Source organism: Pseudoalteromonas sp. SG44-17 (assembly GCF_014164235.1).
GTDB lineage: Bacteria > Pseudomonadota > Gammaproteobacteria > Enterobacterales > Alteromonadaceae > Pseudoalteromonas > Pseudoalteromonas rhizosphaerae.
The window spans coordinates 44953-60947 of record NZ_JACJEV010000015.1 but is presented as its reverse complement, the minus strand read 5'-3'; the positions used below and the strand labels follow the sequence as shown (position 1 = coordinate 60947).

At 40.6% G+C, this 15995-nt stretch carries 8 protein-coding genes; all 8 read right to left on the bottom strand.

The window, feature by feature from the left end; genetic code table 11:
• Positions 1-30: 30 nt before the first annotated feature.
• A complete protein-coding gene (locus tag H5182_RS12180; RefSeq protein ID WP_182735303.1) occupies positions 31-2658 on the bottom strand; it encodes a glycosyl hydrolase family 18 protein in 2628 nt (875 codons plus the stop codon).
• 67 nt (positions 2659-2725) lie between these two features.
• On the bottom strand, positions 2726-4321 hold the full coding sequence (locus H5182_RS12175; RefSeq protein WP_182732543.1) for a lytic polysaccharide monooxygenase: 1596 nt from the start codon (positions 4319-4321) through the stop codon (positions 2726-2728).
• 58 nt (positions 4322-4379) lie between these two features.
• Positions 4380-7550 (bottom strand): glycosyl hydrolase family 18 protein, encoded by a 3171-nt coding sequence (locus H5182_RS12170; protein ID WP_182760098.1) that lies wholly within the window; start codon positions 7548-7550, stop codon positions 4380-4382.
• 458 nt (positions 7551-8008) lie between these two features.
• The gene (gene arfA / locus H5182_RS12165) at positions 8009-8209 is read right to left on the bottom strand and encodes an alternative ribosome rescue factor ArfA (RefSeq protein ID WP_149981958.1); all 201 of its coding nucleotides are present in this window, start codon (positions 8207-8209) and stop codon (positions 8009-8011) included.
• Between the two features lie 108 nt (positions 8210-8317).
• Complete coding sequence (locus H5182_RS12160) at positions 8318-10855, bottom strand: TonB-dependent siderophore receptor (RefSeq protein ID WP_182760097.1); 2538 nt, start codon at positions 10853-10855, stop codon at positions 8318-8320.
• 286 nt (positions 10856-11141) lie between these two features.
• Complete coding sequence (locus H5182_RS12155) at positions 11142-11792, bottom strand: UPF0149 family protein (protein WP_182732540.1); 651 nt, start codon at positions 11790-11792, stop codon at positions 11142-11144.
• Between the two features lie 1016 nt (positions 11793-12808).
• The gene (locus H5182_RS12150; RefSeq protein ID WP_182760096.1) at positions 12809-13972 is read right to left on the bottom strand and encodes an HDOD domain-containing protein; all 1164 of its coding nucleotides are present in this window, start codon (positions 13970-13972) and stop codon (positions 12809-12811) included.
• Positions 13969-15972, bottom strand: a complete 2004-nt coding sequence (locus tag H5182_RS12145) for an EAL domain-containing protein (protein ID WP_182732538.1) — start codon at positions 15970-15972, stop codon at positions 13969-13971. The genes H5182_RS12150 and H5182_RS12145 overlap by 4 nt, the downstream gene beginning before the upstream one ends.
• Between the last annotated feature and the right edge of the window lie 23 nt (positions 15973-15995).

Here is a 15995-nt window from a genome sequence, read left to right as displayed (position 1 = left end):
ACCTCAAAGTAGGCTTGGGTAATAGGCTAATTAAAGTAATTTCCATACGCCTGCTACGCCTGGCTCATTTCCTTGAGTCCACCACTTAGCTTGGTATTTATTGCCTTGGTGCATTACTTCATCACCGCTATTATAAACAGCCGCAGATTGCCAAACTACTGAACCAGTATCATCTACTGGTGGAGTTGTTGCTTCCCAAACGCCACCTAAATCAGGACGATTACCTTGAGTCCACCATTTAGCTTTGTATGTAATACCGTTATAAACAACAATATCGCCGCCAACATATACCTTACTGACATCCCACGTATCACCTGTAGGAGGCGTTGTATCGGTGTTAGTTACCGTTACAGTAAAGCTTTGAGTGGTAGCAACTTGGCCGTCACTTACTGCCACAGATACTGTCAAATTAGTATCAGCATCGACTGCGCCCGCCGTAAGATTAACACTGGCACCACTGCCAACTAATGTAAGACCTGCAGGGACATTCCATGTATAAGTCAGTGCGTCGTTTTGCGCATCAGAGGCAACAACCGTTACTGCTGCAGAAGCGCCTTCTTCAACAGTGATATCAGCAATCGCATCAACTGTCGGTGCAGTGTTGTCACCAGTTGTTGGCGCGATGACATTAACCACAACACTTTGGCTTACCGTTGCTTTGCCATCAGTTACACTGACGGTTGCCGTAAACTGGCTGTCTTGGGTTACGTCAGGTGCAGTAATTGCTAATGTATTTGTAGCACTACCAGATACCGTTAATTCAGATGATGCAGTCCAACTAAAAGTTAGTGGATCATTATCGGCATCTGTTGCTGAAGCACTGACAGAAACACTTTCGCCAGCGTTCACGGTTACAGTGCTTGATACTGATAACACTGGTTTTTTATTACTTGGTGGTGTAACAACTCCACCTAAGCCATCGTGCATAGCATTGAGAATATCGCCATTATCGGCATCAATTTCCCATGCAAATAACCCACCTAAGTTATATTGATTAACATAAGCACCTTTAGCTATCACTGACTCACGGCTATCGTAAGTAATTAGTTTACCTGTGGCGCGATTCCACACATACGCAGCTTGCGCTTGGTCATCGTAGCCTACTTCAAAGCCATTAACACCAGTGCCTGCAGCACCAATCATATGAGTTTTGATGCCTTTATAATCAATAACGCCATCTTCCCACACGCCTTGTGCTGTTGAGCCTTTTAATGGACCGGAGCCTGTTGCTGTCATAGGGTTACCATCAATAGTGGTGCCTGTTGGATAAACACCTTCCCAACCACGGCCATACATAGCAGTACCAACAACAATTTTTTTCGAGTTTACATTTTGTGCTAATAATAACTGTACTGCGTTATCTGTTGTATAAGCAGGGCCTTTACGTGGCTCACCGTTTTCATCTACGCCCGTACCATTACATTGCCCTACGCTCATATGCTCACCACAATAAAGCGCAGTTTGATGGCCAGTTACGCCACTCCATGCTCCATAAAAGTCATAAGTCATAGCGAAAATATAATCCATGTATTGGCTAGCGGCTTGGTAGTCAACGTCTTCAATTTTATCGTAACCAGCGCCAATTGCTGACGTAAGCTCATAAGTACGGCCTGTTTCAGCTTCAAGCTTATCAAGCATAGCGCGCAGCTCTTGCATTAACGCAACGTATGCAGGACCATCATTTATCGGATCGCCAATATCTGGGTTAGGGCCGTCACCACCAGGAAATTCCCAGTCAATATCAACACCATCGTAAAACTTCCAGGTTCTTAAAAACTCTTCCATTGATGCTACAAAGGTGTCGCGGTTAGCTTTATTAGTAAAACCACCAAATGGATCAGAAAGCGTCCAGCCACCTACTGATGGTAAGATTTTAAGATCCGGATAACGCTGCTTAAGTGCCATTAACTGTGAATAAGTACCACGGATTGGATCTTTTGCATCCACACCTGGCAATGCTTTTTGCACAGCGGCCCATGGATCGTGGATAACCACTTCATAATCAGCAGAGCCAGCACAGGCTGTTTCAAGTGCTTGTTTAGGGCTGCCAGTTAATGATGCATTTTCACCACAAATTGGAATAAAGCCATATAAAATGTGACTTAAGTTTTGTGCCGGGATATTTGTAACATCATAATCTCGTCCGTAAATACCCCACTCAACAAAATAAGCACCGGTCACTAACCCTGCTTTGGTACCAATATCACGGTTATTAGGATCAACATCCATCGGCAGTGGCGCTAAGTGCCCGCCGTCGGTATCTGCAATCACGATTGGCTTACCAGCACTGCGTGCACAAGTAGTACCGCCTTCGCATAGCTCTACATATAATGTATGGCGACCAGCTTTGTCATAAGGGAAAGAAATAGTCCCGGTCTTAGAACCTGCAGCAAGTGTACCTTCATTTACCAACATATCATCAAAGTAAACTTTGTAGCTGTCACCACCGTCACCGCTCCATGCACTCCATTGAATGTTGATAGCAACTTCATCAACACGAGTAACAAGTTGTTTATATGATCCATTACCTTCTAGATCCACTTCAACAAAAGAATACTGTTGCGGTTCCCAATTAATACTTGGTGTAGACGGTGCTGCAACGGCTGTACTTGCAAATAGAGCAACGCCAATGGCTGCTGTTAACTGTTTAATATTCATATTTCTCTCTTATCCATTATTTATTTAATTATTTAATAAGTTTGAACTACAAAACTTAGGCTTCTGATTAAAGTTTGGTCCATACATTGGCTTGTCCAGGTGTATCACCTTGAGTCCACCACTTAGCGCTATAGCGCTGTCCTTGATAGGTTACTTCAGCACCACTTTGATAGGCTTTACTTACATTCCAATCGTTATTCATACCCGGTTGTGAATCGCTTTGCCATGCATTAGAACTATCAGGTTGCTGACCCTGACTCCACCATTTCGCGGTATAAACAACACCTTGAAAACTGGCTTTGTCACCGGCTTGATAAACTGCACTACTGCTCCAAGCAGCAACATCAGGATCAGTGATAACGCTGTCATTTACAGTGACTTTAAAGCTAGTTTGAGTACTTAATTGACCATCCGAAACCGAAACCGACACGGTATAATCTGTGCTTGTTGATACCTCTGGCGCACTAATCACCACGTTTGCGTCACCACCGGTAAAGCTCAGTGGTGCTGGCACTGACCAGCTGTAGTTCAATTGCGTTTGTTCATCATCAAAAGCATGAAGGTGTACGGCTGTGCTGGTGTTTTCATCGACAACTAAATCATCCAAAGTATGTACAATTGGCGCAGTATTAGTGGGAGCGCTTTGCACACTTAAGGTATAAGTGTAATTTTCATTACTGCTATACACTTGATTAGTCAGTACATCAGTACTGTTATAAACCACGTCACCGGCTTGATTTTGCACGCCAATTTGTACTAAATGGGCATAATCTAAGTTCAGTTGTTGTGCCAGTGCTTGCTGCCAACTCGCTTGATTCGCAGCGGTCACTTTTAATTGCTGATTGATAACCTCTTGGCCATTTTCATCAAATAAACGTGCCCAAACAGTGTCACCCGCAATGGCACTTTGTCCTTGACGAACAAAGTAACCAACACTTGACCAAACACTCGGATCCGTCGGCCCTGCGTCTGTCACAATATTGATATCGCTACAGTTATAGAAACCTTCCCCCACCACATCAATACGTTGCCAACGGCTATATAAAATAGCATCGCCGCTGCGCCCTTGTGGAATAGCAACATTCATTTCGTAATAACGCTTTCCATCGGTATCTTTGATAACGTCAATATTTTCATGTTGTTGAACTAGCTCTAAGTCAGCCCACGTCAATACATCTGTTGCTGCATTAAAGCTTGGTTTAGTTAAATAAAACTGCCAAAAACTGGGATTATGCGGCGTTGCTGCTAAGTAACGAATTTGAATTTCACCATTGGCATTAGGTACCACATCACTGCGTTGCCAATGCGGCGAAGGTAAATCCATACCACGCTTTGCGTTGTCACCACCGGCACATAACGACCCATTTGGTACCTTAGCCTCTACCGCGGCTTGATTTAAGTAGTCCGGTGTATTAACTGAAAACTCAATATCTTGTACAAATTGCACTGTACCCGACTCTAAAAATGCGGCACGACAAGCAAGGTTTGGAATATTAGTGCCATCTTCGGGCCACCAATACCCACCATCGGCTTGGCAAAAAGCTTGCCGCGCTTTTGGGCTATCCATATAACCATGAGCATTCACTTGCGCTGGCATAATTGTTAGTAATACGCTGCTTGCCACTGCCGAGAGTGATAAAGTTTTAAATTTAATAGCTATCATTGTTTTGTCCTTGAAAAGCTGAAATTTTGGGACAAGCAAACTTGCCCCTATTATTTACTTACAGACTACAACTTTTAGTCCAGTCAGCTGTTGCTCCAGGTTCAGAACTTGTCCACCACTTCGCTTTATAAACGGCACTGTTATGAACCATTAAGTCACCGCCTGCGGCATGGCTTGGATTGCCTGCCCAGTCTTTTTGAGGGAAGTTTGGATATACAGGGATTGAGCTCACAGCCACACCTTCACACATACCAGATGTATCGCCACCACCATTACCAGGACCCGTGGTGTCGCCGCCACCGGTAGTCCCATCAGGCAATTGTGGGTATTCAAATTTGAACGCGTAAACTTTGCCATCTTTTTCTATAGTAAAGTTACTAGGACCGGTAATTGGCATGTAATACATAACTTGCGCATTGACTGTTTTGCCACCACTGAAGTCTTTCGGTTGACCGCCCCATTCATTGTTCAGAGTGATTGAAAAACGGTGGAATTCATTTTCATACCCACCAATGTTGTTACCTGCTGCATTTGAGCCATTTACTTCAACTGCCATGCCCAATTTTTCTTGTGCGTTCCAGTTAGATTTAAAAATAGCCGATGTTGATACAGGTACATCAAACGAAATTTTCGCACCGCTTAGATCAATATTGGAGTTATTAGTAAACGCAAATGTTGGGCTAATTGGGTAGTTATCATCACCAATTGGGAAGTCTTTTGCTGCAAACGTTACATCTACCGCTTCAGTTGGTACAACAAAGTTTGGATTACCTGGATGAGTGTCGTACGCCACACCACTTTGGTTAAACTTGTCATAAGCCAAAGTTGTTAAGGTAGAACCCATGAAGTACTCACCTTTTGCTGAGTCAAAATCATAATCACCAGCAAGTTCCCAAAACATGATACCGCCAAGGCCATTGTTAATTACGTAATCAACTTTAGCTGCCATAGACTGCTCATCTTCAATAGATAGGAATACTTTTTTCTCTGAGTTCCATAACCAAGGTGCAACAGCAACGCTGTCATAGTGACGTGTATAAGTACCCGTTAATTGATCATCAACATCAGTCTCTGGTGTTAAGCCATACACACCTAAGTACGAACCAACAATGCCGTTCTCAAGATTTTTAACATGCCACAACGGGTTAGAACCTGCTGGCATTTCTTGTCCTGCATCGTTCTTATCATGCCAAAGATTATCAATGCCTAATGCGCCATTGCCACACTTGTTCTTTTCGCCAACGCCGGTACCTGTTGCGCAATCTGCTTGATTAGGTAGTGCAGATTGCCCCCACAGCCCATTAGTACCCCCGCTGACATCTTTAAAACCACGGGTATAATAAGGAATACCAATATTGATACGCCCTGCCGATACTGCGCCGCGGAAATAACGTACCGCCCAATCAGTATTTAAATAACCAATCCCTTCAAACTCTTTAGTGCCATATACATTCCACTGCGCAAGCTCGGAGTCAAGACCGGTATCAAATAAGGCAGCGTTGTGGCCAACATGCGAGTTCCATGCTCCATGTAAGTCGTAAGACATGATGTTAACGTAATCGAGGTATTTAACCGTTTGGAATGTTTCCATACCACGAAGTAAATAACCTGAAGAAGGCGATGCAATTGTTAGTAAATAATGTTTACCCGCTTTTTCACCAGCACGGTCTAACTCTTCGCGCAGCTTTTTCATTAGTACTTGGTAAGATGCATTTAAACCTGCACGACGTGCATTTGAAATTGGGAAATCATCAGGGTGACCTGAATCTTTCATTGATGATGGGTATTCATAATCAATATCAACACCATCAAAACCATATTTCTCAATGAACTCGACTGAGCTTTTTGCAAAGGCATCAATGCCCGCTTGATTAACTGAACCATCTGCATTGGTCGTCATGGTATAAAAACCACCACTTTCAACGCGGCCCGTTTCATCAAAGAAACCACCCGTTTCAGCCCAACCACCTACAGATACTAATGTTTTAACGTGTGGGTGTTGTTTTTTGAATTTGTTTAAAAGATTGAAGTGACCTTTATACGAGAAGCTTGGGTCCATTTCGGCACCTACCACTCCTGGCCATTCCATATTTGTAGCTGGATTACCGGCTGCATTTGGATCGCCAATCGATACTTTATTATTGGCATCAACATGGGCAAACGCATAGTTGATATGAGTTATTTTATCCCATGGAATATCATTTACTAAATAGCTCGGTTGGCCATTTGCGCCATTGCGCCAACTGGTAAAATAACCAATTACACGACGCGGATGATCAACACCCATTATCTCACGACCATCTGCATCATACACAGTACAATACGGCGTATTTACACCTGGTGTTTGATATAACCCCTGCGGATGACAATCAGTTCCAGTCACTGGTCCGGTATTTTCTTCAACAACAGTAAGCACCTTTGTTACTTGGGCTGTTGCGCCTTCGTTATCAGTTACCGTTAACGTAAAGGTTGCCTGACCAAGCGCTGTTGCTTGCCAAGCATAACTGCTTGATGCCGTACTTGCTTGGTGCACATCAGCACCATTAACCGCAAAGTTAAGTGCCGTTACTTGACCATCACTGTCAGTACCTGCAAGCGCAAACACCACTTGTGAGCCAACCGTTAATTCTGTTGGTAAACTACTGAAACTAATTGTTGCCACCGGTGCTTGATTAACCGGATCCACGATTTCAGTAACGCTGATCGTATTGATCACTTGCGAAGATTGCGCGCCGTCGTCATCGGTTGCTACTGCACTCAATTGATGAGTGCCGACAACCGCGGGCCAATTAGTACTAAACGGTGCGCTACTATCAGTTGCGATTAATGCACCATCAACAAAAAACTCAACTTTTGTCACAGAACCATCTTCATCGGTTGCTTGCGCAGTTATGATAACGCTGTCTTTATCGGCAAATTGAGAATTATTTGCAGGAGTTAATACTGTAATATTGGGTGCCTGATTCTCAGTGACAGCGCTGTCACACAAACCCAAAAGTTTCCATTCTTGCCACGGGCCTGAATTCTCTAAAGGGTTTGATTGTGTCCACCACTTTGCCTCATATGCACTATTTTGTGTGTGTACTTGGCTGCCACCGCTGTGAGTTTGACCCGTTTGCCATTGCGTTAATGCACTACAGTCGACTGCTGCGTGCACACTTAAGCCTACAAAACTGAGTGACACCGCACTTAGTTTGAAAGCATTTTTTATTGTCATTTGTGAGCTCATAGCTCCTCCGCCCAGGGTTAAATATAACATTAAATTTACAAATCAGTTTAAAAACTACCACAGTTAACTCATACGTCAACTTAATTTGGATATGTGATGTATAGAAAACAGCCATTTCATTAACCAAAAAGGACTATAAATGATATTTTTTATCATCATTTAACATCAAATAAAAACCATACAGTTTAAAGAATGGGTAATTTCGCATACAAAATATGAACACAAGGTTAATTTATGGTTACATTTTATTTGTGAGTATCTTCGCGGGCTCTAGCAAGTTTTACGAAAACGTAAACGTGAGTGTGAATAGGTATAAACAATAAGGTGGTAGACTATATAACCAAAAAACCTCGATTAGAAAAAAATTATCTAAGCGAGGTCTTATAAAAATTTCTGAGCTTGCTATTTTTTATAAAAAATAGCGTTTAGAACAAAAGCCCTATTTGATCACAACGTCATTAAGCGGCGATTAAATAGGACTCTTGTCCTGCATGCTTTTTGTTGCGCTTGTAAGCACCTTTACCTTTTTTAGCAGCTACAATTTGTGGTTTAAAAATTTTCGATGTCACTAATGCGGCTAATGCATTATCGCGAATAACACCCCGACCTGTATCTACTGATGTTGTAGATTTAGTCACTTTAGAACGACGTTTACTCATTTATTTTTCCTCTTTAAAAGTTTTGCGATTGTATGCTTGATATAAAAAAACACAAGCATTTTAAATCAAAAAGCCCGCTTATTTGCGGGCTTAATAACAACTATAAATTTAGAAACTAAAACTTACTTTTGCGTAATAACTTCTGCCATCAAAGCCATAAGGCAATGCACGTACAGGGTATTTAAATGCGCCATTGGTGATAAAGTTTAGTACTTCGTCATCACCTAGTTCATCTGGCGTTTCGTCAAATACGTTATCGGCACCAACCGAAAGCACAAACATATCATTAATTTGGTAGCTAACATTTAAATCAACTAACACTGCTGATTCAACCGTACTAGTTGGTTTGAATGAACCTGTTGGCGAAAGCTCACCCGGTAATGATATATGGTCGTTACCAAAATATTTTACATCAGTTTCGCCAAAGTAATTAAAACGAATTGTTGAAGTGTATGCATCACGTTCGTAGTCAAAGGTAAGTGTTGCTCGTTCACTAGGCTGTCCGTCGGTAAAAAAGCTGCGTTGTAAATCATCAAATGCAACCGATTCTGGAATGCCGTCCGCTGCGTTTACACCATCAATTTTAGTATCGTTTAAGTTACCCGCAAAAGTAACACCAAAGTTACCGCCTTCTACATCGGTACGATATGATGCAATTATATCAACGCCTTGAGTGGTTGAATCAACTGAGTTCGAGAAGTAGTTAGCTTGTACAGCGCCGGTTGCTTGTAAAGCAGCAACAGCCTCAGAGCTAAACGATACATCGTCAGCCGTTAATAAACTGCCAAGTGTAATACGGTCTTCAATTTCTACGCGGTAAAAATCAACCGTTAACGAAAGTTCGCTTGTGACATCGTAAACAAAACCAGCACTGTAGTTTGTCGATGTCTCAAGCTTTAAGCTATCTACACCTAGTGCACTTGGGAAAGCAGTGCCCGTATTTGCAGTAAATGATTGCGTTAACGTGCCGTCGGATCCTAAGTTAGTAGTAAATGCTGTATAGCCACTTTGCTGCAGCGAAGGGGCCCTAAAGCCAGTAGATACCGCACCACGTACTGCAAAGTCATCGTTAAATTCATAACGCGTTGCTAACTTACCAATTAAGTCATCTCCAGCATCAGAGAAATCTTCATAGCGAAGTGCACCACTGACGTTCCATGCATCAGTAAGCATAGTTTCAACATCTACGTAAAATGCGTAGCTGTTACGGTCGCTCTGATTTGCAGCTTCTGGACGCAAACCGTTATAAGCTTGAAAGCCACATTGTGCAAATTGCTCAGGGTCGTTCACTGATGGATACGATGTATCCATGTTTGCTAAACCACATGCATACGATGCTTCATCACCAGGCACTATCTGGTAATTTTCTTTACGGTACTCTGCACCAATTGTTACATAGAGTGGTTCGCCGCGACCAATGTCCACAATACCATTTACGTCAAGGTTAATTGTTGTTTGATCGAACCTAAAACCACCTGAGTAACCACCACTTGGGCCTGCATTTGCTGCTATATCAGCATCACTTGCCGTTGGGTTATTAAATAAATACTCCGCCGCGTAAGAAGCGTTTAATGTATTGCGTGATGTAAAGTCATATTGGTTTTCACCATAAACTGCCGATACATCGTAATTCCAATCTGGATTAATATCATCTTTAAAACCTAGCGCAATAGAAATATCCTGTGCTTCGTTATAAATGCGCGGTAAAAAACCATCACTGTATACTTGAGTAACATTTTTAGATGCTTCGTTAAAGTTACGGTAAAAGCCGTTACCCAGTGCAGTGCGCTCAGAGTAACCACCAAACGAGTAAAGCTCACCGTCGCCCATTGGCAATGCCATATTATAAAATAACGAGGTAAATTCACTTTCCGAATTACCTTGGCCCCAACGAACGTTGTCAGATAATGTACCTGGCTCTACATCAAGCGATCCACCTGTATCGCGCTCTGCGCGGTTAGTACCATCGGCATCACGATACTCAAGAGATAAATTAATAAAACCGCCTTCTGTGCCCAAATCAAAACCGCGATTTAAACCCGCTGAAATGGTATCGCCATCACCTTCAGCTGTTTCACTATATTGTACATAACCAGTTGTTATACCAGTTGAATCATTCAGTGATAAGTTAATAACCCCAGCAATAGCATCAGAGCCATACTGCGCTGCAGCACCATCGCGTAATACTTCAACGCCTTTAAGTGCCGTAAGTGGAATAGCATTCATATCGGTACCCGCAGCACCTGCACCAACTGTACCATTAAGGCCAAAAATAGATTGATTATGACGGCGCTTACCATTTACTAAAACCAGGGTTTGGTCTGGCTGTAAGCCGCGTAATGTTGCTGGGCGAAATAAATCGGAACCGTCAGAAACTTGTGTACGCGAAAAATTAAACGATGGCGCTGTAGCTTGTAAGCTTTGACCAAGCTCGGTAAAGCCACCTTTGTTTAAATCATCAGCGTCAATTAAATCAATGGGTGACGAAGATTCAGTTGCTGTGCGGTTAGAAACCCGTGAACCTAAAACGGAAATTTGTTCTATGTTTTTTTCTGCTTGAACTTGTGCGTCTTCAGCCATGACAGCTGAGCTGCTAAATGCAAGTCCTACGGCGATAGCCAATGTATTTAAACGAAGTATTGTCATGTGTGTTGTTCGACCCTGTTGACTCTTCACCTGTTTACTCGATTGCAGTAATAAACAAGTAAATTCATAAAAGTTATAATTAGTGTAATGCAGCGTCATTTACATAATGACGCCTTGACGAACATCCTAGCAACATACACATATAAAAAGAAACATATTTAACTGCGACAATGGTCGATATATGCAAAAATTAGCTAAATTTTCTTCTTTTTTATGTTTTTGATTGAATTTTAAACAAAAAAAAGCATGATTATTCAAATCATGCTGGTTGTTAAAACTATGTTTTCTAGCCTTCTTCTTCCCACAAAGCCAGTTTTTCATCTTCTAGCATCAATGCCATGGATGCAATGCCAGTAAGACTTTCATCTAATCCAGTATACAGTAGTGCAAAGCCTTCACTAAGTACCGCTGGTTCTGGATGCTCTTTGAGCGAATCTGGCCACATCGCAAAAGTGGCTAGTAAATTAAGCGTCGCTTCAAAGTTATCAATAAATAACTGTCCATCTGCCTGATTCTCAACGACCTGTTTATCGGCACTGAGTAAAAAGTTAAAGTCATGCTGCCATACTTCTTGATTCACCATATAAGCAGCTAAATAGCCGACACACCATTGTTGTAGTTGCTCACTCGGCTCTTTAGCATCTTTACCATGAGGGTAAATACTTGCCAGTATATGCTGCTGCGCGACCTGAGCCTCGGTCACATTATCCAGCAGCGTGATCATTGCGTCATGCTCCGCTGAGCTTGTCATTAATCGGGTATAAATAGGGTCATTTTTATCAGCAATATAATTGGCAATTTCTGACTCGCCATAAAATTCCGAGCACGCCAATAACCCACTGATAAAACCAATCACGCTGTCAGTACTCACCACTTTTAGTTCAGGGTGCTGACTTAGATAATCCCTAAGAACCAATTCACTTTTTTCATTAAGCATTATTCACCCTCAATTTATTATAAAATTCATACCTACACTAACCAACAATTGGCTAATTTAAAAGCAAATTATTACTTAACCTAACTCTGGTTAAATGGTTTTTGCCCTGAGTTAAGGTCGCTCACTCAACACTGGAAAAATACATCGCACACATGTACCTAAACTTACGATAGTCTCAATTTCAATTTTCCCCTGATAATCATTAACCATAGTGTAGACTAATAGTATGCCCGTAGCTGTTAATTGCAGACTGGTTTGCTAATATAGGAGAGATGTAATCTAGTCATAGTTCGTCGCGATCATAGCAACCCTTTTCTTAACATAAATTATGGCGAAACAATTTCAAACACAACAAGCGTCGAGTTGCAGCAAAATACAAGCATTTTATTTACCTTATACCCCACAGCTAAATTATTAACTGGCTTTTTACAAAAAATTATCGAGCACTTCCTTTTCAAATAACCTGAGATCACTATAAAAATCCCATCACTTATTAAGCCTTATTAATAACCACAATAAATGATGCTAAGTAATAAAATCGAAAGGTTAAAATATCTGTAGCGTGTAATACCAATCGACTTAAATATTTAACCATTCTAGCGAGCTAAATAAAGCGCTAACTGCGTTATAATTTTTTCAAGTAGAACAACTACATATCAAAAATTACGCCTTGTTATCACTGTATTTATCTGTCGCTATAAATGGTCAGTAACTTAACACGATTGGTATAAATCTTTCGAGGTTAAGTTTACAGCAGTATATTTTTTGCTGATACAGTGCCTGTGCAATGTGGTTGTATCACTAAATAATTGATAAAAAATTAAAAAACGCGCAGCTCAAAATTTCTGCCTAGAACAAATTGGTTTTTCATTACTTACATGGATTTAGAGAAAAGCCGATAACAGAATGCGCTAGCTTTACTTAGTTTTTATTTAGTCTACTAAGTTATCATGCTAATGCCGCGATTGAAGCGCCCCTAGATAGAACAAATTTGAATCATGAAAGGTCAACACTCCCTAGTAAGAAATCAGGTATGTTTTCCAATCAAAACTAGCTAATGCTTGCGTCAAATTAATATCAACATTTTTATCAGTTAATAAAACTTGTAACTTATCTACTGAGCATGCACTAAATAAAATTTTCCTGACTATGTAAAGTAGCTGATTTATTTCGTTAAGCTTGGCTTCTTTTATGCCATTTAAGTCATTACAGCTCATCAATAAAGTACATATTCGACTATCATAACCCCACAATTTCATCACATAAGCAGAGACACTTTGATAATGAGCTAAATCATCCGTGTTGATACCTTCATCATAGCTTTGCGCTAGACTTTGATCCCCGCAAAGCAAAATAACCTTACCGACAAAGCTAAGTATTGCGACAGAAAAAAGTAATTCTTGGTTTTTTCGATTGAACCCAGCATGCTCAGCAAATGTTTTTACACAGCCTGCGTAATTAGACGCTATTTCAAGCTGTCTTTCGTGCACACGAGTAGGTAATACATTACCTACTGCTTGCGACATTGCTAAAGAAGTAACAATCGCTAATAACATAGTGGAGCCAATCCTAGATACGGCTTCATCTATAGAAGATGTTTGTCGCTGAAAACCAAGATAAGCTGAATTAGCAATTTGAAGTAATTTAGCTGTAATAACAGGCTCTTGAGAGACTATGGTGGTTATTTGATGTAAGTTATAATCATCGCTACTCAATACTGTTTGTAACTTTTGGAGAAATATAGGACAAACAGGAAAACTCATCATCGCCCCTAACTGACGACGAACATGTTTTTCAAATGGTAAACTCTTTAGCTCGGCAACATTATTTAATAAATTACTAATGTCTGCACCGCTAAAAGGCTTACTTAAATACGCATGCACTAAATTAGGTTGACGCATTATTGTTGTGTTTGTCATATCCCCAGTTAGTAATGCTCTTACCGGATACGGATACCTAGCAACACATAATTCAAGCACATCCAAACCATTCATATGAGGCATCAAGTAATCACTAATTACTAAATCCACATCGGGGTTGTCTTGTAATAATTGCCAAAACTCATCTAATTCATTGGCAACAAGTACTATTGTGTTAGGAAATGTGCGAATAATTGTCCGCTGTAAAGCTTTCAGTAACAGCGCATCATCATCTAACAATACCACGGTCACTGATGTCATATAGTAATTATCTTGTTAGTTGATTGTATAAATGCGCAGAAATCATCTTCTTCAAGTGGTACTGAAAAGTAGAAACCTTGCACATAATCACAACCTAATGTCTTTAATTTAGAACACTGAAAGGGCGTTTCTACACCTTCAGCGATCACTTTAAGTTTTAGCTCATGGGCCATACGAATAATATTACGCACTAGGCTCTGCATACCAATTGATGAATCGAGATCTGTAATTAGTACTTTGTCTAACTTAAGTGCATCAACCGCCAGTTTAGATAAGTAAGCAAGTGACGAATAGCCAACACCAAAATCATCAATTAAAATCTCAAAACCATGAGATCTTAATTCTGAGAGTTGCTGTTGACATCCAGCAATATCCTCAACTAGGTATGTTTCAGTCAATTCAAAATGAAGTTGTGATGAGAGTAAGTGATGTTTTTTTACACATTCAAGAACAAAATCAACAAAACCTTTGTCTTCTTTTAGCTGCCTACCAGATACATTAATTGCCAGAGGGCAAGACTCAATCCCCTCTTTCATCCAACGGCTAAGTGCTTCGCAACTTTTTTCAATCACCCATCGCCCCAATTCAATGATCTGGCCATCACATTCTGCTATTGGAATAAACTGAGCAGGTGACACCCAGCCATATTTTTTTGGCTCATACCATCGGACTAAGACTTCAGCACCGGCAACTTTTTGAGACGATAAATCAATTTTAGGCTGAAAACGTAGTGTTAATTGTTCTTCAGAAATAGCAGTAAGCAGCATTCTGCTCAGCTCAAACTCTTTTTTATAATCAGCTACTAAATCTGGGTCAAACCTAGTTATAGTGCGGTGTTGTTTAACTATCTGATGCCCCATATTGAGACGCATTTGATTGATAAGTTCTTTCCCGGAAATACCATCTTCTGGCACAAAACCATAAACACCGTATAAATTCAAATCTGTTGTAGCACGAGTTAAACAAAGTAACTCATTGAATTTTTTTATTATTTTTTCCATATAGATTAATAGCTGCGTGTCATTCATAATTCTTGGGATCAATAAAACAAACCTGTCCATATTAAAGTGGCATAGTTTTATTTCATCCGTGAGCGCACCTTCGATCGCATTAACTATATCGTGTATCAGACTGTAAATTTCATGGTGATTAAGTAAATTATTCAATAATGAGAATTGTAAGACCCCTAAATAAACGACAGTACAAGGTCGAGAGTTTAGCTCAAAAGAAGTGACTAACTCACAAAATTCATGTTCAGCCATAAGGCTTGACTTTTTAAACCTGAGTTCATTTTTCGGACAAGCTCCCCCAAAAGAAAGCTTGAGAAGATGAGCAAATTGATCCGATAGGTATCGCTCTATTATTATTTCCTTTTCTTCACCCGTTGCAGACACATCGAAATAATTAAGAAACAGTGTTGGACTTTCCTCTGCAAAAAAAGCATCGATAACATCTGTTTTTAACGTCGCAGATAACTCAGAGACATTTCTGCCTTGAAGTTGTTCGATATTATGGATAACTTTTTTTGCATAACCATTATAGCGACCGATTACTCCTTTATCAGTAACTTCAATCAAGGGAGAAACACTACCCAAAAGTATCTGGTCTCGTGTTTTTTGAAAATGATATTTTGAAAATTCAACCAGTGCTTGATGAATATTTGTTAATAAATCATCATCACTCCACGGCTTTTCCAAAAAACGGAAGGCTACACCTTGATTGAGTAATTCAACGACTGATTTAAAGTCTGCATAGCCACTAAGTACCAAGTTAACGGTAGTAGGCCATTTTTGTTTCACTTCAAGTAAAAACTCAGCGCCATCCATAACCGGCATTCTGAAGTCGGTAACTATGACTGCTACACGATTAGTACTCAAATATTCAAGAGCATCTGCTGCACTTGATGCTGTTGCAACATCAAAACCCGATCGAACAAACAGTCGCTTAAGCGATCGTAAAACATTCAATTCATCATCAACCAGAAGAATAGTGTTTATCATTATTTGCTACCTCTGCATCAACG

Excerpts from the sequence above, each read along its gene's own strand:
- H5182_RS12145 (WP_182732538.1), bottom strand. The coding sequence starts at position 15,972 with ATGATAAACACTATTCTTCTGGTTGATGATGAATTGAATGTTTTACGA.
- H5182_RS12155 (WP_182732540.1), bottom strand. The coding sequence starts at position 11,792 with ATGCTTAATGAAAAAAGTGAATTGGTTCTTAGGGATTATCTAAGTCAG.
- H5182_RS12180 (WP_182735303.1), bottom strand. The coding sequence starts at position 2,658 with ATGAATATTAAACAGTTAACAGCAGCCATTGGCGTTGCTCTATTTGCA.
- H5182_RS12160 (WP_182760097.1), bottom strand. The coding sequence starts at position 10,855 with ATGACAATACTTCGTTTAAATACATTGGCTATCGCCGTAGGACTTGCA.
- arfA (WP_149981958.1), bottom strand. The coding sequence starts at position 8,209 with ATGAGTAAACGTCGTTCTAAAGTGACTAAATCTACAACATCAGTAGAT.
- H5182_RS12150 (WP_182760096.1), bottom strand. The coding sequence starts at position 13,972 with ATGACATCAGTGACCGTGGTATTGTTAGATGATGATGCGCTGTTACTG.
- H5182_RS12175 (WP_182732543.1), bottom strand. The coding sequence starts at position 4,321 with ATGATAGCTATTAAATTTAAAACTTTATCACTCTCGGCAGTGGCAAGC.
- H5182_RS12170 (WP_182760098.1), bottom strand. The coding sequence starts at position 7,550 with ATGAGCTCACAAATGACAATAAAAAATGCTTTCAAACTAAGTGCGGTG.